This is a genomic window from Candidatus Poriferisodalis multihospitum (assembly GCF_028283155.1).
GTDB lineage: Bacteria > Actinomycetota > Acidimicrobiia > Acidimicrobiales > Poriferisodalaceae > Poriferisodalis > Poriferisodalis multihospitum.
The window spans coordinates 69,220-89,247 of the sequence record NZ_JAPYOK010000113.1 but is presented as its reverse complement, the minus strand read 5'-3'; the positions used below and the strand labels follow the sequence as shown (position 1 = coordinate 89,247).

Annotated in this window: 17 protein-coding genes and 1 tRNA gene; 5 read left to right on the top strand and 13 right to left on the bottom strand. The window is 67.0% G+C overall.

What is annotated here, in order from left to right; all coding sequences use genetic code 11:
* A partial coding sequence (locus VI480_RS13785) for a hypothetical protein (RefSeq protein WP_323673437.1) occupies positions 1-1,407 on the bottom strand: 1,407 nt, incomplete at its 3' end.
* A gap of 158 nt (positions 1,408-1,565) precedes the next feature.
* Here VI480_RS13785 and VI480_RS13780 point away from each other — a divergent pair.
* Positions 1,566-2,300, top strand: coding sequence for a J domain-containing protein (locus VI480_RS13780; RefSeq protein ID WP_323673436.1), 735 nt, complete (start codon positions 1,566-1,568; stop codon positions 2,298-2,300).
* A 6-nt stretch (positions 2,301-2,306) separates the two neighbouring features.
* Here VI480_RS13780 and VI480_RS13775 read toward each other — a convergent pair whose 3' ends face one another.
* Genes VI480_RS13775 through VI480_RS13760 form a run of 4 tightly spaced genes read right to left on the bottom strand, consistent with a single transcriptional unit; the run spans position 2,307 to position 6,716 of the window.
* Positions 2,307-3,152 carry a VOC family protein gene (locus tag VI480_RS13775; RefSeq protein ID WP_323673435.1) on the bottom strand — a complete coding sequence of 282 codons (846 nt, stop codon included), beginning with the start codon at positions 3,150-3,152 and terminating at the stop codon, positions 2,307-2,309.
* Positions 3,153-3,163: 11 nt separating this feature from the next.
* Complete coding sequence (locus VI480_RS13770) at positions 3,164-4,789, bottom strand: sulfatase (RefSeq protein ID WP_323673434.1); 1,626 nt, start codon at positions 4,787-4,789, stop codon at positions 3,164-3,166.
* Positions 4,790-4,844: 55 nt separating this feature from the next.
* Positions 4,845-5,603 (bottom strand): SDR family NAD(P)-dependent oxidoreductase, encoded by a 759-nt coding sequence (locus tag VI480_RS13765; RefSeq protein ID WP_323673433.1) that lies wholly within the window; start codon positions 5,601-5,603, stop codon positions 4,845-4,847.
* A 60-nt stretch (positions 5,604-5,663) separates the two neighbouring features.
* Positions 5,664-6,716 carry an LLM class F420-dependent oxidoreductase gene (locus VI480_RS13760; RefSeq protein WP_323673432.1) on the bottom strand — a complete coding sequence of 351 codons (1,053 nt, stop codon included), beginning with the start codon at positions 6,714-6,716 and terminating at the stop codon, positions 5,664-5,666.
* A gap of 143 nt (positions 6,717-6,859) precedes the next feature.
* Between VI480_RS13760 and VI480_RS13755 the strand changes: the two genes are divergently transcribed.
* Positions 6,860-8,236 (top strand): TrpB-like pyridoxal phosphate-dependent enzyme, encoded by a 1,377-nt coding sequence (locus VI480_RS13755; protein WP_323673431.1) that lies wholly within the window; start codon positions 6,860-6,862, stop codon positions 8,234-8,236.
* A 74-nt stretch (positions 8,237-8,310) separates the two neighbouring features.
* The gene (locus tag VI480_RS13750) at positions 8,311-9,459 is read left to right on the top strand and encodes a 4-oxalomesaconate tautomerase (RefSeq protein WP_323673430.1); all 1,149 of its coding nucleotides are present in this window, start codon (positions 8,311-8,313) and stop codon (positions 9,457-9,459) included.
* 32 nt (positions 9,460-9,491) lie between these two features.
* Here VI480_RS13750 and VI480_RS13745 read toward each other — a convergent pair whose 3' ends face one another.
* Positions 9,492-10,802, bottom strand: a complete 1,311-nt coding sequence (locus tag VI480_RS13745) for a cytochrome P450 (RefSeq protein ID WP_323673429.1) — start codon at positions 10,800-10,802, stop codon at positions 9,492-9,494.
* Positions 10,803-10,869: 67 nt separating this feature from the next.
* On the opposite strand from VI480_RS13745, the gene VI480_RS13740 reads away from it, so the two are divergent.
* A tRNA-Val gene (locus VI480_RS13740) sits at positions 10,870-10,943 on the top strand.
* A gap of 30 nt (positions 10,944-10,973) precedes the next feature.
* Here the strand turns inward: VI480_RS13740 and VI480_RS13735 are convergent.
* The 6 genes from VI480_RS13735 to VI480_RS13710 form a co-directional block, all read right to left on the bottom strand.
* A complete protein-coding gene (locus VI480_RS13735) occupies positions 10,974-11,837 on the bottom strand; it encodes an alpha/beta hydrolase (RefSeq protein ID WP_323673428.1) in 864 nt (287 codons plus the stop codon).
* Positions 11,838-11,980: 143 nt separating this feature from the next.
* Entirely contained in the window at positions 11,981-12,826 is an 846-nt protein-coding gene (locus tag VI480_RS13730; RefSeq protein WP_323673427.1) for an MBL fold metallo-hydrolase, read from the bottom strand.
* A 9-nt stretch (positions 12,827-12,835) separates the two neighbouring features.
* The gene (locus VI480_RS13725; RefSeq protein WP_323673426.1) at positions 12,836-13,615 is read right to left on the bottom strand and encodes an ABC transporter ATP-binding protein; all 780 of its coding nucleotides are present in this window, start codon (positions 13,613-13,615) and stop codon (positions 12,836-12,838) included.
* On the bottom strand, positions 13,615-15,024 hold the full coding sequence (locus VI480_RS13720; RefSeq protein ID WP_323673425.1) for an ABC transporter permease subunit: 1,410 nt from the start codon (positions 15,022-15,024) through the stop codon (positions 13,615-13,617). The genes VI480_RS13725 and VI480_RS13720 overlap by 1 nt, the downstream gene beginning before the upstream one ends.
* Entirely contained in the window at positions 15,021-15,800 is a 780-nt protein-coding gene (locus VI480_RS13715; protein ID WP_323673424.1) for an ABC transporter permease, read from the bottom strand. The genes VI480_RS13720 and VI480_RS13715 overlap by 4 nt, the downstream gene beginning before the upstream one ends.
* A 106-nt stretch (positions 15,801-15,906) precedes the next feature.
* Positions 15,907-17,079 carry an ABC transporter substrate-binding protein gene (locus VI480_RS13710; protein WP_323673423.1) on the bottom strand — a complete coding sequence of 391 codons (1,173 nt, stop codon included), beginning with the start codon at positions 17,077-17,079 and terminating at the stop codon, positions 15,907-15,909.
* Positions 17,080-17,250: 171 nt separating this feature from the next.
* Here VI480_RS13710 and VI480_RS13705 point away from each other — a divergent pair, with 171 nt between their 5' ends.
* Positions 17,251-18,189, top strand: coding sequence for a LysR family transcriptional regulator (locus VI480_RS13705; RefSeq protein WP_323673422.1), 939 nt, complete (start codon positions 17,251-17,253; stop codon positions 18,187-18,189).
* A gap of 30 nt (positions 18,190-18,219) precedes the next feature.
* On the opposite strand, the gene VI480_RS13700 is transcribed toward VI480_RS13705, so the two are convergent.
* Positions 18,220-19,944 (bottom strand): thiamine pyrophosphate-requiring protein, encoded by a 1,725-nt coding sequence (locus VI480_RS13700; RefSeq protein ID WP_323673421.1) that lies wholly within the window; start codon positions 19,942-19,944, stop codon positions 18,220-18,222.
* Positions 19,945-20,028: the final 84 nt, after the last annotated feature.

Here is a 20,028-nt window from a genome sequence, read left to right as displayed (position 1 = left end):
GTCCATGAGCGCTGGATCAGTGCTGCGAGCCCACTGCCGCCCGTTCGGCGTTCGCACCGCCGCCAAGGCCACTTCGGGCGCCTCCCGGCCGTGCATGACGGTGTACGCCTCGACGGTGGCGTCGCCGCTGTAGTCGTCATCCAACTCGACCGACGGGAACTGGTCGATTTCATGCTGGCAGTCTTCGTGGCGGAAGCCGTCGGAGGGCGGCGAGGTCGAGTAGATCCCGAACGCATGCTTGGTGAGGTAGCCGCCGTTCGCCGAGCACAGCCCGATGCTGCCCGGGTTCTCGCGCAGTGTGTTGGCCATCGTGGCGATGGAGTGGGTGACGTAGTTGTTGAGCGGCCCGCCGGCGAAGGTGAGCCCGCCGGTGAGCGTCAGCTCGCGCTCGAGTCCGAGGCCCAGCTCGGTGGCGGAGATCTGCACCGCAGAGGGGAAGCACGAGTACAGGTCGACGTAGTCGATGTCGTCGACGTCCACGCCTGCCAGCTCCATCGCCCGTCGGCCCGCCACTCGGATGGCGGGGGAGCTGTGCAGATCGCCCCGGTTGGACACGAAATCGGTGTCGCGCCCGTCTGTGCCGGCATGGGGAAACACCCAGCGGTCGGTGGGCACCCCCGCGGCCGTCGCCGCCTGTGCCGAGCACACGATGAGCGCAGCGGCCAAGTCGAGGTCCCAGTTGGAATTCATCGACTTCGTGTAGGGGAAGCCGACGAGCCGGTTGCTGGGGCTCGGGTTGCGGATCTCCTCTGCCGTCATGGGCGTTCGTACCCATGAGTACGGGTTGGCCACCGCTGCCTGGTTGAACTTCTCCCACATCGCGGAAACGCGGTCGCGGTGGCCGTCCATCGACTCGCCTCGCGACGCCCGGAAGGCCGACTCGAAGACCGGGTAGAGGCAGATTGGGTCCCTCAGGCCGCGTTCGGTCTCCACATCGTTGTTCATCACGACGTCTTTGCCGAGATACTCGTCAGGCCACACATCGGTCTGGTCGGTGTAGGGAATGCGCTGGTTTGCCCGACGCGCCCGGCGTCGACTCCAGATGCCTTCCGCTCCGGCGATCAGCACGATGTCGGCCTCGCCGGCGCCGATGCGCTGGCAGGCTTCATTCACGAGCGACTGCGGCGTGTTGCCGCCGTCGGTGGAGAGCCCGGTCTTGCCGGTGGCCCCGAAGCGTTCGTTCAGCAACGCGGCCGGGTCGGAATAAGGCCAGGCACCCTTTACGACCCAGGTGTGCGTGGCGCGGCTGGTCAGTGCCGGTGCGCCAGCATCTTGCGCAGCCGCGGCCAGTGCCTCGGCCATCATGGCGATCGGTTCGAGCGCGTCGACCGGAACCTCGGGGCGCTGCTTGAACTGTCCAGCGCCCACAAGAACGGGGGTGCGGGGATCGATCTGGCTGTTCGTCATGGCGATGCGACCTCATGGTCGGGAACTGCGGGGTGAACGGGACGCGACGTTAGCGAACAGTGTTCTGGCGAGGCCGGGTCGACAGGCGCGCGCAGGAATCCTGGTCAGCGGCGTAGCGCTCGACGAGCGGAAGTAGCGTCACCGGTGGGAGGCCACCGGTGGCCCAACTGCCCGATCATTACGCGACGCTGGGAGTACGCCCGGACGCCGACACCGCCGCGATACGGCGAGCGTGGATCCGAGCGGCGCGGGCCAATCATCCCGATCAGCGCGGCGATGTCACAGAGGCCCAGAGCGAGCGTTCCGACAGCCGGATGCGGTCCGTGAACGAAGCGTGGCGCGTGCTCGGTTCCGCCGACTCGCGCCGCTCCTACGACGAGGAGCGCGCTGCCGCAGCGCCGCGGCCGTCCGAACCTTCGCCCCCAGCGAGACCGGCCGAGCGAGCGGCAGCTGGCGGCGCCAGTCACGACGAGCCCAGCGACCCGTGGTTTGACGACGGCGCCACCACCGTTGAGCCTGGCGGTCCAGGCGGCTTCGTGGTCCGGCACCGCAGTGCGGCGCTGGTGGTGCGGGTGCTGCCGTGGCTGGCGATCGCTGTGGTGGGCCTGGTGATCTTCGTGGCCAGCGCGTATATGACCGCCAGCGACAACGTGGATCAATCGAGGGTTGCTGCGCTTGAGGTGGGGGAGTGCTTCTGGTTTGATCCCGATGGCACGCTGTTCACGGTCGCGTGCGAATGGCCGCAAACCGACGGTGTGCTTGATGAGATCATCACAACGTCCGCCAGCGACCGCTGCCGTCATCCTGATGCTGCCGCTCACCCAGCCCCGATCGCTGGCCGCCGCCTCTGCCTGGTGCCCGTAGACCGCTGGGAGCCGCCTGCTGCGGAGTAGTTGCTGTCAGCCGCGCTCGGTGAGCATGAGACGCACGCCCAGGTTGTGCTCTGGCGGCACGATGAACATCGCGTCCTGCTGCTCACCGCCGCCGCACACGCCGACTCGTTGCGCGCCGGGGACGAGGCCGGGGTCGTCGAGCTGGAAGTGCAGGAGCTGCAGGCGGCCGGGCCGGTTGCCCATCCAGTGGGCCAAGTTGGCGTCGGTTGGCTGGATGAGCTTCAGGTTCCACGGGCCTGAGCGCAGGTCCACTCCGGTTCCGATATTGGGGTCTTTCCATTCGTCGGTCTGCTCCATGCCCAGCGGTCCTCGGAACAGCGCGGCTGCAGCTTGTACATCGGACGTCAAGTGGACCACGGTCGCCAGCGACGTGGGCCGCCCGTGGCGAGTGGGCGGCAATGGCGGGGCGTCGTCCCAGCCATCGCCGCCCGCCCAAGCGATCTGGATGACCATTCCCCAGCTGTCCTTGGGGTGGAGGAACGCTTCCTTCCACAGCGGGTTCTCTTCGTTGACCCCGATGACGTTGTAGCCGGCGTCGCCGAGCGCTCCGACGGTGTCGGCGAAGTCGGGCGTCTTGAAGGTGAAGTGGTGCGGGCCGGGGCCGTTGCGGGCGAGGAAGCGGTGCAGGAAATCGCTGCCGGGGTGCTCCAGCGGCTCGAGGATCTCGACCCGCGCGCCGCCGTCGAACGCCACTTGGCAGAAATAGAAGTCGTCGCCCGCCTGCGAGGCCGGGTCGTTGTCGGGACCGCCGATCCAGCGGCCGCCCAGGTCGCGGCTGTAGCGGATCACGTTGTCCCAGGCGCGTTCGCTGACCACCGCCACGTGGTCCATCACGAGCTTGTCTGTCGGCATGGCGTCGCAGGCTATGCCCGAAAGGAGGATTCGCTCCCGTTGGGCGAGGCAGGCGGAGCATTCACGGGCATGCCGCGGGCGATGTCGTCAGCCTCGATCAGGGCAGCAGCCAGGCGCTCGTACATCTCGGCACGGCGTGCCGGGTCGCTGTGGCCGAGCGGCGCCACCTCGTCGGGATCGGCCGCAGTGTCGAAGAGCTGCTCGGAGCCATCGCTGTGGCGGGTGAGGCGCAGATCGGCGGTGACGAGCGTGCGGGTCTTCACTGGGGTCCGGATGTCCAAGGTGAGCGCTCCCGGGAAATCGTCTTCGATGAGCACGTCGTCACGCACAGACGCCGCCGGATCATCCAGCACCGGCACCAGGCTCTTGCCGCCGATGCCGTCGTAGCCAGGCAGATCGGCAAGCTCCAGCAGCGTCGGCCCCAAGTCGATGCTGCCGGCCAGCGATTGGGTGCGGCCCGGCGAGCGCCGCGGGTCGACAATGACATACGGCACGGCAAGGGTGCCGCGGTAGTGCAAAAAGCCCTTCAGCATCAGCCCGTGGTCGCCCATCATGTCGCCGTGGTCGCTGGTGAACACGACGATGGTGTTGCCGGCCTGATCGAGCCGGTCGAGCGCAGCCAGGATCTGGCCGATGCCGTCATCGATCATCTCGATCATGCCGTAGGTGGCCGCGAGCGCCTCCCGCAGCATCTGATGGTCGCCAGCCACGCCGCACGGCGTGACCCAGCCGCGCTGATCGCTCGGGTGCAACCGGCTGATGTGCTGCACATATTGAGGGGCACCCTTCAAGTCGTCGTCGACCGAGACGGGAACTTCCATGTCGTCGGGACTGTGGCGGTCGAACCACTCGCCGGGCGGCGTCATCGGGTGGTGCGGGTCGGGAAAGGAGGCCCAAGCCAGCCACGGCCCGCCTTGCTTGGCTGCGTCTTCGATGAAGGCGATCGTGCGCTCGGTGACGAACGTCGTGGAGTGCAGCTCCGGCCCGTAAGGCGGTTCGTACACCTGCCACCAGCGTTCCGAGCGGCGGCGGGCCGGTGACTCCGCGGTCAACGGCACCATGAGGTCTTCGAGGCGGCCTCCGCAATCGAGTGCCCACAGCAGATGGTGACCGCTGACCCGTGCGCCGTGGTCGATGGCCAGCTCGACGTGTTCGAATCCGTAGAAGCTGTCGGGGAACTCGGGAGCTCCGTTCACGTAGCGCTCGGCATCTTCGAGCGTGTCCCAGCCCGCCGGCCAGTACTGGTCGACTGCGCCAGCGGGCGCACCTGTCGGTAACACCGCGTTACGAGACATTCCGTGCTGCAGGTGCGACTTGCCGATGAGTGCCGTGCGGTAGCCCGCGGCCCGGAACTGCCGCACATGGGTGTTGGCGCCCGGCTCGAGGGACCGGTCGTTGAACACCACGCCGTGCGCACTCGGCATGCGCCCCGTCATGATCGTGGAGCGGTTCGGCATGCAGATGGGGTTCGCCACCCAAGCGTTGTCAAACACCATTCCTCTGGCTGCCAGAGCATCCAGGTTGGGCGTGCGCACCACGTCGTTGCCCCCAAAGCCGGCATGATCGGCTCGCTGCTGGTCGGTGATGATGAACAGCACATTGGGTTGCGACGCAGCACCGTTTGCGGCAGCGGTCATGGCAATTCCCCGTCGATGGTGTGGGCTGCGGGATGGTCGGGGCGGTACGGGCGGCTCAGCCGAAGTTCATGGCGGCGGGGTTGCCGCCGTCGACCACCACGGTCTGGCCGGTGATCGACTCGGCTTGGCACAGCATCACGGTGGCGTTGGCGATGTCGATCGGGCTGCCCACCTGGCCAAGCAGCGACGCCCTGCGAGCGCCTTCTGAGATCTCGTCGGGCAGGCGGGCTGCCATTCGAGTGCCTTCCACCAGGCCCGGCGCCACGCAGTTGACCGTGACCGTCGGCGACATCGCCACGGCCAGGCAGTGGGTGAGATGGATGAGCGCCGCCTTCGAGCAGCTGTACGCGATGCTGCTGGAGCCGGGCAACAGCCCGCCGACCGAGGCGATGTTCACGACACGCCCGCCGCCATCGGCCTGCAACAACTCGGCCAGTGCTCGTGTCAGCAGGTATGGGCCGCGCAGATTGGTTTCCTGCACCCGGTCCCAGGTGGCCGAGTCCAGCGTTTCGAGATTCCGGAAGGGAATGCCGATGTTCCACGCAGCGTTGTTGACCAGCACGTCGCAGCGCCCGCCTTCGGCGATCGCAGCAGCGGCTGTGTCGATCGAGGCCTCGTCGCGTTGGTCGAGCTGCAGGATGCTGGCCTCACGTCCCGCCGCACGCACCAGCCCGGCGCTGGTCTCGGCCCGTTCTTGATCGCCCACGTAGGTCACGATCACGTCGGCGCTGGCCGCGGCCAGCGCTTCGCATATGGCGCGCCCGATGTCACCGGAACCCCCGGTGACAACGGCCAGCTTTCCTGTCAGGTCCATGTTCGGTTGCCTTTCGATCAGCGCCTCGTGCCGTTCAGTGTGCTGGACTGCTACACCCTCTCAGTTCGCGACCAGCTCGGCCATTGCCGCGAGCAGCGTCGGCGGGCCCGAGAGCTGCAGCACCGTTACCACGGTGTCGTCCCAGCGCCGCAGGTCTGCCGCGATTTTGTCCATCGGGCCGATAAGCGCGACCTCCTCGACCAGCTCGATCGGGATGGTCCCCGCTGCTTCCTGCTTGTGGCCGGTGAGGTACATGTCCTGCACTTCGTCGGCGACGTGCTGGTATCCCATCCGGCAGAAGACGTCGTAGTGGAAGTTGGCGTCCCGGGCGCCCATCCCGCCCATGTAGAGCGCCAGCATCGGGCGGATCCGGTTCGCTGCCCGCTCGATGTTGTCGTCGGGCACGACGCTCATCGGGCACACCACCTCGAAGTCAGCATCGGCGGGGATGCGACCGTCGTTACCGATCAGCGGCTTGCCCGCAGCGGTGAAACCGGCGTTCAGCGCATCCACGTAGAACTGGTTGTCCTTGGGAGCGAAGAACAGCGGCAGCCAGCCCTCGCACAGTTCGGCTGCGAGGGCCACGTTGCGGGGCCCCTCGGCGCCGAGGTAGATGGGCACGTCGGCCCGCAGCGGGTGCACGGTGGACTTCAGCGGCTTGCCGAGGCCCATGCCTCCCGGGTAGGGCATCTGGTAGTGGTCGCCGGTGAAGCTCACCGGCTTGTCGCGTTCGAGGATTGCCCGGACGATCTCGATGTACTCCCGGGTGCGGGCCAGCGGTCGGGGGTAGGGCTGGCCGTACCAGCCCTCGACGACTTGGGGGCCGCTGACGCCGAGGCCCAGGATGAACCTGCCGCCGCTGAGGTGGTCCATCGTGATCGCCGCCATGCCCACTGCGGCCGGTGTGCGGGCCGAGATCTGGATGATCCCAGTGCCGAGGCCGATGCGCTCGGTGTGGCTGCCCCACCACGCCAGCGGCGTCAGCGCGTCCGAGCCGTAGGCCTCCGCGGTCCAGAACGAGTGAAAGCCGAGCTGTTCGGCGAGCTGCAGCGTCTCCAGCGCATCGGGCGGCGGACCAGCCGCCCAGTAGCCGACTCCTGTTGCAAGCTTCATGTCACGCCGCCTTGTGATTTCTCATACTGCAGGAGTGCCCAGTATGGGCGCTGGGGGTCAAGCGATTCTCAGCTTGGGGGTACAGTCCGCGCGCACGCGGTCGCAGGCCGCACGATTGGCAGGCGGACGGGAAGGAAAAAGCCATGAGCACTGACCGCAGCGACGGCCCGACCAAGGTCGTTCTGGACGAATCCGAGATACCCACCCAGTGGTACAACGTCGTGCCGGATCTTCCGGCACCGCCACCGCCGCCCCTGCATCCGGGCACCCTCGAGCCGATCGGGCCCGATGACCTCGCCCCGCTGTTCCCGATGGGGCTGATCCTGCAGGAGGTCAGCGGCGAGTCCCACATCGACATCCCCGGCGGCGTGCTGGACGTGTACCGGCTGTGGCGGCCGAGCCCGCTGTACCGGGCCCGCCGGCTCGAAGCCGCGCTCGACACGCCCGCCAAGATCTTCTTCAAGTACGAAGGTGTCAGCCCGGCTGGCTCGCACAAGCCCAACACCGCCGTGCCGCAGGCGTTCTACAACCACGCCGAGGGCGTCACCAAGCTCACCACCGAGACGGGAGCGGGGCAGTGGGGATCGGCGCTGGCGTTTGCGACGGCGCAGTACGGCATCGAGTGCGAGGTGTGGCAGGTGGCGGCGTCGTACCGCCAGAAGCCGTACCGCAAGACGATGATGGAGATCTGGGGCGCCCGCGTGCACTCCAGCCCGTCGGAGGCCACCGAGTACGGGCGCTCGCTGCTGGCTGAAGACCCCGACCATCCCGGGTCGCTGGGCGTGGCGATCTCTGAGGCGGTCGCCACCGCGGCTGCTGACCCGAACGCCCGCTACTCGCTGGGCAGCGTGCTGAACCACGTGCTGATGCACCAGACCGTCATCGGCGAGGAAGCGCTGCTGCAGCTCGCCAAGGTCGGCGAGACGCCCGATGTGATCGTGGGCTGCACCGGCGGCGGCTCGAACTTCGCCGGGCTGGCGCTGCCGTTCCTGCGGGAGAAGCTGGCCGGGCGGATGGACCCGACTATCCGCTGCATCGAGCCGGCTGCCTGCCCCACGTTCACCCGGGGCGAGTACCGCTACGACTTCGGCGATCACGGCATGATGACGCCGCTGCTGAAGATGCACACGCTGGGGCACAGCTTCATCCCCCAGCCGATCCACGCCGGAGGGTTGCGTTATCACGGCATGTCGCCGCTGCTGTCGCACATCTACGAGCTCGGCCTCGTCGAGGCGCTGGCCATCCCGCAAGAGGAGTGCTTCGCCGCGGCGATCCAGTTCGCCCGCAACGAGGGCATCGTGCCGGCGCCCGAGCCCACGCATGCCCTGGCCGCAGCGCTGCGCGAGGCCGAGGCGGCGAAGCAGGCCGGCACCGAGCGCACGATCCTGACCGCCATGTGCGGGCACGGCCACCTGGATCTGCCGGCGTACGAGGCGTACCTGTCGGGTGCGCTCACCGATGTCGACCTGAGCGACGAGGCCATCGCCGAGGCCATGGCCGGTATCCCCGCAGTGGGCTGAGCAACCGTTTCGCGCAATCGAGTCCGCCGCTGGGTTCAGGCCCAGCGCTGCCCGATGGGTGGCAGGCTGAGGCTGTGGCCATCGAGCAGCGAGCGATTCCGTGCGTGCTGATGCGGGGCGGGACGTCGCGGGGGCCGTTCTTCGCCGCTGAGGACCTGCCCGACGAGCCGGCTCTGCGCGATGCGGTGCTGGCGGCAGTCATGGGCAGCCCGACCGGTCGACAGATCGACGGGCTCGGCGGCGGCACGACGGTCACCAGCAAGGTGGCCGTGGTGGGACCGTCGTCGCATCCCGATGCCGACGTGGACTACCTGTTCGCCCAGGTTGACCCGGTCTGGGGCACGGTGGACACCAAGCCCACCTGCGGGAACATGCTGGTCGGCGTCGGCCCGTTCGCCATCGAGCACGGATTGGTCCCCGCAGGCGATCCGACCACCTCGCTGGTGGTGCGCAACGTCAACACCGACAGCTTCATCGATGTGGTCTGCTGCACGCCCGGCGGCGAGCTGACCTTCCACGGTGACTATGAGATCGACGGCGTCGACGGCACGGCCGCGCCGGTGGAGCTGCGGTTCCGCGGCATCGAGGGCTCAGTGACCGGCTCGATGCTGCCGACCGGCTGCGTCAGCGAGACAGTCAGCGCCGCAGGCGTCGACGTCGAGGCCACCCTGATCGATGTGGCCATGCCGATGGTGATGGTGCGAGCGGCCGATCTGGGCAAGTCAGGCCATGAGGCCCCGTCCGAGCTCGAAGCCGACGCCGATTTCATGGCCGCCATGGAGGCCATCCGCCGCGAGGCCGGCGGGCGCATGGGCCTCGGCGACGTGTCCCGCAGCGTGGTGCCCAAGTTCGGCCTGCTGTCGCCTGCCCGCCACGGCGGCACGATCACGTCTCGCTACTTCACGCCCACCCAGTGCCACCCGGCCCACGCAGTCTCGGGCGGCATCTGCGTGGCGGCGGCCGTAGCCGTGCCGGGCACGGTCGCAGCGGCGCTGAGCAGCTCATCGGCCGAAGATGCGGCTGGTCGTGAAGTCGGCAATGCTGCCGATGGAACCGAGCTGATCGACATGCAGATCGAGCACCCGAGCGGGTCGCTGGCGGTTGCGCTGGCCATCGAGCACGCACGCGGTGACGTACGCATCCTCTCAGGCGGGGTCACCCGCACCGCGCGCAAGATCATGTCCGGCACGGTCCACGTGCCCGCCGAGGTGTGGTCGCGCTGACCCGTTGATCGGCCTGCCCGCCGCTGGGCTGGTCAGTCCCAGTCGAGCCAGAGTTCCTCGGGTCCCCGGAAGGTGATGTTCGGGAACGTCTGGTAGTCCTGCGGCGGCAGCCGCAGCGACGGCACCACCTGGGTCAGGATCTCCAGCGCGATTCGGGCCTCCATGCGAGCAAGGTTGGCCCCCAGGCAGAAGTGGATGCCCTTGCCGAAGCTGATGTGGCGATGCGGGTCGGGCCGCGTGAAGTCGTAGTCGTCGACGTCGTACTGCTCGGTGTCGGCGAACGCGCAGGGCTCCCGGTTGGCCGCCGCGAAGTTCAGGAACACGCGCGTTCCCTTCGGCAAGTGCATCCCAGCAAGCTCGGTGTCACGGGTGGTGACGCGGCGCCAGGCCACCTGGCTGGAGTCGAACCGCAGGGTCTCCTCCACCGCTGTGGGGATGAGCGACGGGTCGGCGCACAGGGCGTCCCACTGGTCGCGCCGCGGCAGCAGGCAGCGCAGTGTGTTGCACAGCAGGTTCGTGACCGGGTCGTGGCCCGCGAAGGAGATCCCGTAGATGATCGACTCCACCTCGCGGTAGCTGAGGCCGGTGCCGCCTTCGGGGTCGGGGTCGGCATCGTGCGCATCGAGCAGTTCCGAGCAGAAGTCGTCGGTGCGGTTGCGATGGCGTTCGGCCACGAACTCCCGGCAGTAGCGCCAGTACGCCAGCATTCCCTCGGCCATGTGGGCCTGCTCGGCAGCCGTGGGCTTGCCCCAGGCGAACGCCTTGCGGTTCACGCACCACGACTTCAGCATGAGGTCGTCGTCGGCCGGGAAGCCGATGAAGCGGAACACGATCTCCGCCGGCAGCGGGAACGCCACCGCCTTCACATACTCGGCCGGGGCCGGTCCGGCCAGCATCTCGTCGATCAGCTCGGTCGCTCGCGAGCGCATGTAGTCCTCGAGCGTCCGCAGGCGTCGCACCGAGAAGCCGGCCCGGGTGTGGACCCGGATGCGCCCGTGGTCGGGCTCGGCCCGGTTCGACATGACGGCCTGGGGGTCGTAGTCGGCTGCCGACAGCACGTCTGCTGCTTCGGGCGCCAGGGGGAAGATCGGATCCTGCACGTTGGACGAGGCATACGTGTCGGGATCCATGAAGACCGCCTCGATGTCGGCCATGCGCGTCACCACGACGTGGCCCATCTCGGCGGCGTAGAAAACCGGGTGGTCCTCGCGCAGGCGTGCGGCGATGGGGTACGGATCGGCCAGGTACTCCTCGCTGAGCGGCGACCAGCTCTCGTGCACCGGGCAACCGGGCGGCGGGGGAGCCAGCCGTTCCGGTGCGGTGTGGTACGAGTCTGTGCTCACTGGGCTGTCTCCTTGCGGATTGCCGAGCGCTCGCCGGCTCCGGCAGCGCCTATCATCGTCGGCCCGCGGGCGATTGGCTCAGATGGTTAGAGCGCTGCCTTCACACGGCAGAGGTCACTGGTTCGAGTCCAGTATCGCCCACGTCACCGGTGCTGGCGGAAACGCGCGGGGTCAGCCGTGCTCGGCAAGGTGGCCAAGCAGCAGCTCGGTGAAGACGCCCGGCGCCTCGTCGGTGACGAAGTGGTTCACGCCCGGCAATTCGGCGAACTGGTACGGGCCGGTCACGTAGTCAGCGGTGTTCTCGGCTGCCATGCGGCCGACGGTGACGTCCTCATTGCCCCACACGAACATCGTCGGCACGTCGATCACCGGCGTGGTGCTGGACTGGATGCTCGACTGGCCCATTGCCCGGTACCAGTTGACCGCAGCATCGAGTGCTTCGTGGCTGCTGAGCGCAGCGAGGTAGGCATCGATGTCGGCCTCGGGAACCGCGTTGCGGGCCATCGCGCGCCGAAGTGCGCCGGCATTGTCGACGAGCAGCGCGTCGGTCGCCTCGGGGCGCTGGAACGCCGGGTGATGGCGGGAGCGGTGCGGCTGATCAGGGTCGTCCCGCATGGCGGCCATGAACGCGGCCGGATGGGGCCGCGAGATGACGCTCAGCGAGATGACCCGCTCGGCGTGATGCGCTGCGATGAACCATGCCAGGGCGCCGCCCCAGTCGTGCCCGACGATGTGGAATCGATCTGCGGCGAGGCTGTCGGCGATGCCCAGTGCGTCGGCCATCAACAGCTCGACGCGGTAGTCGGCGATGCCGCCCGGGCGGGCGCCTTCGGAGTAGCCGCGCTGATCGGGGGCGCAGGCTCGGTACCCGGCAGCGGCTAGTGCTGCCAATTCGGCACGCCAGGTGTGGCGAGTCTGCGGGAAGCCGTGCAGCAGCAGGACGGCCGCACCGTCGTCCGGACCGGCCACGTCCGCGGTGAAGCGGAGCCCGTTCGCCTCGATCACGGTGGTGGCAACGCCGTTCGCACTCGTCATCGTCGCAGCCCTTCAGCGGAATGAGATGGCGCACAGCATGCCGCATCAGTTGGACGTGATGCCGGAAGTCGGCGAATATGGTCGCCCCTCAAAGTCAGCGCGGTGACCGCTGCTGGAGTTGACAGGCTCTCGCGCGCGCCTGCTCAGAACTCCATTGCGTCGAGATCGTCGCACACGATGAGCTGGCCTTCGTAACCGCCTTGACGGATTTCAGCCTCGAACTGCCGCTTCTCATCGAGGTTGCGGGGTGCCGGGACGAGGTGGGTCAGCATGAGCACTCCCGGGTCGGCTCGCTTCGCCATGGCACCCAAGGCGAAGGTATCGCTGTGGTAGTCGCCGATCGTCCGCGCCGTCGGATCGTTCGATCGTTCTACGAATGCATCAACGCGGAATACCTCATGCACGAGCACGTCGCATCCGCGTGCGAAGTCCTCGACTTCATCGCAGACTCTGGTGTCGCCGGAGATGACCACGGCGCCGTCTGGGGTCTCGACCCGGTAGGCCACGGCTGGGTCGACGGGATGGTGGTGCACGGTTCGGGAGAGCACGCGGACATCGTCTCGTTCCCAGACCGCAGTGGGTGCCGCGGTTGCATCGAATCCGATAATCACCGGTGCCGGATAGGCCCTGCCGCTGTGGTGGACGCGAACGGCAAGATCCTCGTCATAGGGCTCCAGCATGCGGTTGAGAAAGCGAATGCACGGCCCGTTGGGGGCCACGCATGTCAGGTTCACCGAGTCCGGACGGTTGAGCCAGGCGCTGAAGATCACGTCGACGACGCCGGTGATGTGGTCGCTGTGATGATGGGTGAGAAAGAGCCCGCTGAGTCGGGCGGGATGGGAACCTGCCTCCGCGATCCGCAGTGCGGTGGCCCGGCCCGCATCGAATTGCAGGACAGTGTCGCCGTGCTCGACCAAAACACCTGCGCCCGCGCGATGCGGAACCACAGGCGGGCTGCCGGTGCCGGTAATCGTCACTCGCGTCGGCATGTCCACACCTCAGTGCTTGATCAGGCCGAGAATCTCGGCGCGAATCTGGTTGTATCGCGGCAGGCCCTTGGTGACGATCTGGTCACGGGGTTTTGGCAGGTCGTTGCGGATCTCGTCGTTGACGGTCGCCGGACGTGCGGTGAGCACCACGATCCGATCCGACAGGTACGCGGCTTCGTCGACATCGTGAGTCACGAACAAGATGGCCTTGCCTGACGCGGCGTGAAGCTCGAGGATGAAGTCTTGAAGCTCTGCTCGAGTCTGGGCGTCGACGGCAGCAAAGGGCTCGTCCATGATCATGAGGGGGGCGTCATAGGCAAGTGCGCGCGCAATGGCGACGCGTTGCTGCATGCCACCCGATAGCTGCCATGGGTAGGACGTCTCGAACCCGGCAAGACCTACCGACGCCAAGGCTTCGTGAGCCTTCTGCTTCTGGGTGGCCCGGTTATGGGACCTCCGCAGCGGCAGCATGACGTTCTCTTCGACGGTCTGCCAAGCGAGCAGCGATCTCGAATAGTCCTGGAACACGAATGCCATGTGTTCGGGCGGTTCGGTGACCTCGACTCCTTCGAGGCGCACGGAACCCGAGGTGGCCAGATCGAGCCCGCTTACAGCGCGGAGCAGCGTCGTCTTCCCGGCGCCCGACGGGCCGAGCAGGCAAACGAACTCGCCCGGACCGACCCTGAAGTCGAGCTGGTCGAGCACATGCAGCGGCCCCTTGTCGGTCTGGAAGATCTTGTCGACCTTGGACACCGTGAGGAGTTCATGGCGGGATTCGTCGCCGGTCATCAAACATCCGTCCCTTTTGCATAGAACCAGTGGAGAATGCGCTTCTCGAACTGGGTGACGATGACGTTCAGCAGGTATCCGAGCGCACCCAGCATCGTGGCGGCGGCGAACATGTTGTCGAACTTGAAGGCCTCGTTCTCGGCGCGGAGATGGAAACCGATGCCGCGTGCCTCGCCCACCGATTGCACAACCACGAGCAGGATCACGCCGATCGACACCGATGTCCGCAATCCGGCGAAGATGTTCGGCGCAGCGGCTGGCAGGATCATCTTTGCGTAGCGGTCCCGGCGGCTGATCCGGTAGGACCTCGCGAGATCATGTACGGCTGGACTCACCCCAGCGACGCCGTCCATGGCGCCGAGCAGCAGCGGCCACAGCGCGCCGGACATGATCACGATGACGCTGGTGGTCGCGCCACTGCCGGCGAGGGCCACAATCGGCGTGATCAGCAGGATCTTCGGGATGCTGCGGATGAAGTCGAGCAGCGGCCGAGTCGTGGCGCTTGCTCGGCGGCTCGAGCCGATGAGCACCCCGAGTGCAATTCCCAGCACCAGGGTCACGCCGATGCCGAGCGCAATCGTCCACAGGGTCGGGAGGATGTCGGAGCCGAACCGCTCGAACCACCAGAACCCCGTCAGGGACTGCCACACCTCATAAGCCGGGGGCAGCCAGGTGCGGTCGCGGTTCGGCCACGGCCAGCTGAGGGCGCCGATCCAGTAGGCCACGAACAGCGTTGCCGGAACCCACGTTTTCAATGCGGCGTTGGCTACTCGCTCGTGAACACCAGCAGGACCGAAGTTCTCGCTCGGGCCGACAACACCCCGATCGACGGGCGCTGTTCTGGCGGCGCGGTCGTGGATGCTCAAGAACCCGATGGTCGCCTGGCCGGCGCTGCTCGCGGCCAGGCGCCAGATTCCTAGACAGAACAACAGGCTCGCGCCCGCCACGGCGACCACCATCAGCAAGCCGTCGAGCGCGCCGTCGATCACCCCGCCAACGAATCGCAACACCATGACGACGACGGCCAGCGCCGCGGCTCTCAGTGGCAGCGACAACACCTCGCGCACAGCGGCTCTCGCCGGCCCCACCGTCGCACCGGTCGCTGGGTCGACAATCAGGATTCCCGCTTGATCCTGTCCGAGCGAGCACCCGCGACGGCCGACCAGAAGCACCCGGTTGTACACGTGCACGGCTACTGCTGCTATCGACGCATGCATCATCCCCGATGTCGGAACGTCGACGTCGAACAGTCTCCCGACGGCGAGGCCGATGAAACCGCCGACGAGGCCACACAACAGGACGACGGCGTAGTCCAGCAACAATGCGGCGACGAGCCGTTGGGGTGTGCGAACTGGGATCAGCGCGTCGTTGACGCTCGCCCGACCGGTGCGGGCTTCCACGGCCGTCATGACTCCACCGGACGATTGCTGGGATGCCACGCCAGGGTTGTGCGGTCAAGCCAGCCGACGAATTGATTCAGCAGGACGCCGAGAACGCCCGCCGCGAGAATCAAGGCGTACACCTCTGCGTACAGGTCGTCCCCGCGCGCGATCACCACTTCACGGCCGATTCCCGGCGCTGATCCCCAGTACTCGGCTGCCACGTTGACGGTCAGGGCGATCGAAGCCGCGAGCCGGATGCCCGTGATGATGAATGGCATCGCCGACGGCAAGGCCAGCTTGAACAGGCGGTCGCGGGGGCCGATGCGGTACGCGGTCGCAAAGTCGCGCAGTGTCGCGCTCATCGCCCGTGCGCCGTAGACCGACTGGATCATCACCGGAAATCCGGCCGCCGTGGCAACTAGGCCGTACTTCATTCGCACCGCCGAGCCGAACAGGCCCACGAAGATGAAGATGAGCGCCACCCCCGGGATCGACCGCAGGAAGTCCAGGAAGCCCAGCGTTGAGTCGGCAAGAAACGACGATCGTCCGATGGCGAGCCCGATGGACACGCCGAGCACGATCGCCAGCGCGAGACCGATCGCCCAGCCCAGCGCTGTGGCCCGGACTGCATGCCAGAAACTGCCGTCCTGAACGAGACGGCCGAGCGCCGCAACAGCATCGGTGAACGAGGGGAAGGTTTCCTTGTCGACGATGCCTGACCCCACGCTCCATGCCGCAGCGACCGCCACGAAGACGAGGATCTGGGGCGTCCGCGTTCGGACGCCAGCGATCAACGTCGACATCTCGTCGTCATCTCGTCACCGACCATGGCGATGCGACCTCGGGCACGCAACAACCATTGATGATGGCCCGGGCTCATGGTCCGGGCCATCATCAATGGTCAGTTCATCAGTCGAAGACGTTCTCCACATCGACTGGGCCGTCGGTGAGCCCGAGCGCTTCGACAGTGGCGAAGATCGGGCCGAAGTCCCAATCGGTGACAGGGCCGCCGCCCACGTTGAGCGACAGAATCGATGTCGCTGCCTGCTCAGGCTTCATGGACGTGATGTCTGGGAGCAGCGCCCGCCAGCGCGCCTCGTCCTCGTTGGCGTACGCAGCCGATGCCCGCATCGCTGCATTCCAATGTTCGACAAGATCTGCGTTCTCGGCGGCGAACCCGTCGCTGACGGCAGTCACGCCCACGGGGATCCCGCCGGGGTAGGCGGACAGCGTCGACCCGATGATCACAGCGTCGTCCCCGACGACACCGCCGGCAAAGGGATAGGTGAAGCAGGTCGCATCGATGTCGCCGGCGAACAGCTTCTCTTTGAGGTCGCCGTTTGATTCGCCCTGGACATAGGTGGCCGCAGAGTTCGGATCGCCGATCCCGGCATTGATCATCGCCTGCTTGATGACGACTGTGCACAGCGAGCCTGGAGAGCGGATGCCGATGTTCTTGCCGGCGAAGTCGGCCGGGCTGGAGATGCCCGATGCCGGATTGGCGATGAGCACCAGGAAGTCGTTGCCCTCCACGGCGGCGGTACGGACCGAGGCGATCTGAATCGGCTGGGCGGCGTTGGTAACTGACGTCGCCACAGGCACTGCCGCGACGAGGCCGAAGTCAATCTCGCCGGCAGCGAGTCCGGTCACGATTCCCGGCCCATTCAGACCTTCGGCCAGAGTCACGTTCAGGCACTCGGCTTCGAAGAGCCCGTTCTGGAGCGCATAGTTCAGCAAGTCGTTCGGGTTCACCGTGGCTGCGACGACATCGTGCATCTCGGAGCACGCCATGTCGTCCATGTCGTCCTCCGCCGCCTCGTCCGACATGTCGTCCGTGTCGTCACCGGCCGATTCGTCTGCGGCAGCGTCTTCGGCCGGATCCTCGTCCATGCCGTCACCGGAGTCGTCGTCGCTCGCCGTGTCGTCCATGGCGTCGTCATCGGGGGTCTCGATGGGGTCTGCGGCAGCGGTGTCGGCCGCGGCTGTCCCCGTGTCGCTCGTGTCGGCGTCGTCCCCGCAGGCCGAGGCCACGAGAGCGGCCGCGAGGAGTAGGGCGAGCAGTCGCCAGAGTCGAGTGTGCATGATTCCCTCCCGGAACTCGTGAGCCCCGAATGGACCCGTCGGGCGCTCCGACACAGAAGGCGGGCCCTGTCGGCGAACGCGGCCTGCGGCATTGAGTTCCCGCAGATGACCGTATGTCGGCCGCTTCATCAGCAAAGGAACTCTCTAATTATGTCGTGATAGTTTTTAGTTATGGCCCGTGGCCGCCTCGGCCTGCTGGATGTCCGCTGCTTCGATGCCGTCGTGCGCGAGGGCTCGTTCCGGAGGGCCGCATCCTCGCTGCATCTGTCGCAGCCGGCGGTGTCAGTGCACGTCAAGAAGCTCGAACAAAGCCTCGGGACCCAGCTGCTCCGGCGGACGACGCGTGGCTCAACGCTGACAGATGCCGGGACGGCGATGCTGCCGCATCTCAGGAGTCTCCTTCGCGCGGAAGAATCCACTCAGCAGCACGCCGCTGCGGTCGCCGGAAGACGGTTCGGAAGGGTTCGAGTTGCCGCCGTGAATTCGGCCCTGACCGGGCTCCTGCCCGAAGCCGTGCGGATGGTCCAATCCGATCATTCCGCTTTCGATGTGGAAGTCGCAGAACTGACCTCAAAGGCAGTTGCTGACGGTGCGCATGACGGTACGTTCGACATCGGCGTCGCAGCTCACCCGGTCGATGCTTCGCCTCAATTGCGTGTCGAGACTTTGGCGCGCAGCGGATTGATGCTGGTTGCGCACGAAGGTCACCCGTTGCTGCATGGACCGGCGGTCACCCGGGAGACAGTGGCCTCCGAGCCGTTCGTCACGCTGCAGCCCGGCTACACCCTGCGGGACCTCGCCACCGAGTACCTGCGCCCGTACCCGCTCAGAATCGCTGGCGAAGCACTCAATCACGACACCGTTCGACGCCTCGTTGCAGCGCGGCTCGGCGTGACGATCATGCCGAACATGACTTTCGAGATCGTGGGGAAGGGCCAGGGCCTCGGCGCGGTGCCTCTCGCTGACAGCGACGAGATCATCCAGCTCAGCATGCTGCATCCGGGAGATCTCGCCGCTCCAGCAACTCGCGCCGTGTCGAGCGCCATACGCCGTGTCGCTCGACGGAGATTCGGCAATACCGCTGCGACGAGCGTCCAAACGATTCAGTGAGCATTCTCAGCCGCGGCGAGAGCGGCCGGGCTAGTGGATGGCGGTGTCGGGGTAGGAGACGTGGACCGAGACAAGGGCCTGGCGGCCTGAGCGGCAGACGTCGATGGCTTGTTCAAGCGCAGGTCGCAGCTCATCTGGCTCGTTGACATGCTGTCCGTGGCCGCCGTAGGCCTCGACCAGCTTCGGGTAATCGGGCACTGGCTCAAGGGAGCTGAGCGGCATCCTTGCGACCCGCGCGGCGGCACCCTCGGGGTAAACCGCCAGCGTTGAGCGGCGAACGGCGTTCCAGACTCGGTTGTCGGCGATGACGGTCAGCAATCCGAGCCCGAGCGACGCCGCGCCATGGTGCACAGCCAGCGGATTGGAGAACACATACGAGCCGTCGCCCGTGGCCCAGATCACCAGCCTGGAAGGATCGGCGAGCTTGGCGCCCAGAGCAGCGCCGCCGCCCCATCCCAGACCACCAGAGATTGCCGGACCGAAGAAGCTGCGCGGACCCGTGAACGACATCACCGCCGGGGCCAAGCCGAGTTCGTTCACGACGGTCGCGTCGCTGCCGATGATTTCGCTCAGCGTGCCGCTCATGAATTCAGGCGACATCGGTTGGCCGCCCGGGTCGTGCCCCGTCGCAACTTCCCGATCCCGGCGCGTACGCAGCTCCGCGGCGAGTGCCGCGCGCCTGCGCTGGGTCGGATCGGCATCCGCGAACCCGATGCGGTCGAGTTCGGCGGCCAGCGCCTCCAGACCGGCCGAGGCCGCAGAGGTGATGGTGACATCGCTGCGGCACGATCGCACCGGCGTGCCGGAGAACAGCGGATCGGGGCCGATCTGGATGAGGCGGGCATCAGGACGAGGCCGCATGGCGTTGGGCACCCACGGCACCATCGAGTCGATCACGACGACGCAGTCCGATTTGCCGAGCAGTTCGGCTGGGTTCTCGCCCGCGTACATCGGATGTTCGGTGGAGATCGCCACGCTCGTCCGCCAGAACTGAACGACTGGCAGCGCAAAGCGGTCTGCAGCCGGTCCAAGCGCGTCGAAGAGATCAGGCCCGCCTCCCGATGTGATGACGAGCGGCGCTTCAGCCTTGGCCAGCAGGCGAGCCGCAGCCTCGACCGCTGCCGGGTCGGGATGCGGCGGCGCCGGTGACTCCACGCTGCGCTCGCCCAGCGTGAATCCCTCGGGCAGCGCATCGGCCAGCACTTCCCGGGGCAGGCTTAAGTACACCGGGCCGGCGGGCTGGGCCTGTGCAATCGCCAGCGCCCTGTCAACCTGATCCACCACCTGCTCGCCGGCGCGCAGCTCGTAGTCCCACTTCACGAATTCGCGGACGACGCCTCCCTGGTCGAACATCTCCTGGCCCCAGTGGATGGGAGCGTTGCGGCTCCCCAGCCGGCCCTGCTCAGTGATGGGCGTGCGGCCCGAGGCAAACAGGATCGGCACCCGGCCCCGTGAGGCGTTCATCAGCCCCATCAAGGAATTGGCCACGCCCACGTTCACATGAACCATCACGCACTGGGGCCGTCCGGTCATCAGCCAGTAGCCGTGCGCCATTGAGGTCGCGACGGTTTCGTGAAGAACCTCGACCGTTCGTGGCATGGATAGCGGACCGTCGGCGTTCGCAGCAAGCGCTTCGATGACCGGGGCAAAGTCCGTTCCCGCATTGCCGAAGATCCACTCCACACCGCGATCGGTGAGCACAGTCAGAAAGGCCTCAGAGACTGTGCGGGGATGGGCGGCCAAGGGAGCACTCATAGCCGGCACAGCCTTGCAGATCGGCAACAGCGGAAGCCGCGGCAGCCTGTTGTCTGGCGTTCCTGAGACGCGAGTTGGATCGGT

What these genes read in the sequence shown, in the direction of transcription:
- VI480_RS13700 (WP_323673421.1), bottom strand. Translation starts at nt 19,944, where the DNA reads ATGAGTGCTCCCTTGGCCGCCCATCCCCGCACAGTCTCTGAGGCCTTT.
- VI480_RS13720 (WP_323673425.1), bottom strand. Translation starts at nt 15,024, where the DNA reads ATGACGGCCGTGGAAGCCCGCACCGGTCGGGCGAGCGTCAACGACGCG.
- VI480_RS13705 (WP_323673422.1), top strand. Translation starts at nt 17,251, where the DNA reads ATGGCCCGTGGCCGCCTCGGCCTGCTGGATGTCCGCTGCTTCGATGCC.
- VI480_RS13725 (WP_323673426.1), bottom strand. Translation starts at nt 13,615, where the DNA reads ATGACCGGCGACGAATCCCGCCATGAACTCCTCACGGTGTCCAAGGTC.
- VI480_RS13755 (WP_323673431.1), top strand. Translation starts at nt 6,860, where the DNA reads ATGAGCACTGACCGCAGCGACGGCCCGACCAAGGTCGTTCTGGACGAA.
- VI480_RS13710 (WP_323673423.1), bottom strand. Translation starts at nt 17,079, where the DNA reads ATGCACACTCGACTCTGGCGACTGCTCGCCCTACTCCTCGCGGCCGCT.
- VI480_RS13760 (WP_323673432.1), bottom strand. Translation starts at nt 6,716, where the DNA reads ATGAAGCTTGCAACAGGAGTCGGCTACTGGGCGGCTGGTCCGCCGCCC.
- VI480_RS13730 (WP_323673427.1), bottom strand. Translation starts at nt 12,826, where the DNA reads ATGCCGACGCGAGTGACGATTACCGGCACCGGCAGCCCGCCTGTGGTT.
- VI480_RS13770 (WP_323673434.1), bottom strand. Translation starts at nt 4,789, where the DNA reads ATGACCGCTGCCGCAAACGGTGCTGCGTCGCAACCCAATGTGCTGTTC.
- VI480_RS13765 (WP_323673433.1), bottom strand. Translation starts at nt 5,603, where the DNA reads ATGGACCTGACAGGAAAGCTGGCCGTTGTCACCGGGGGTTCCGGTGAC.
- VI480_RS13715 (WP_323673424.1), bottom strand. Translation starts at nt 15,800, where the DNA reads ATGTCGACGTTGATCGCTGGCGTCCGAACGCGGACGCCCCAGATCCTC.
- VI480_RS13735 (WP_323673428.1), bottom strand. Translation starts at nt 11,837, where the DNA reads ATGACGAGTGCGAACGGCGTTGCCACCACCGTGATCGAGGCGAACGGG.
- VI480_RS13775 (WP_323673435.1), bottom strand. Translation starts at nt 3,152, where the DNA reads ATGCCGACAGACAAGCTCGTGATGGACCACGTGGCGGTGGTCAGCGAA.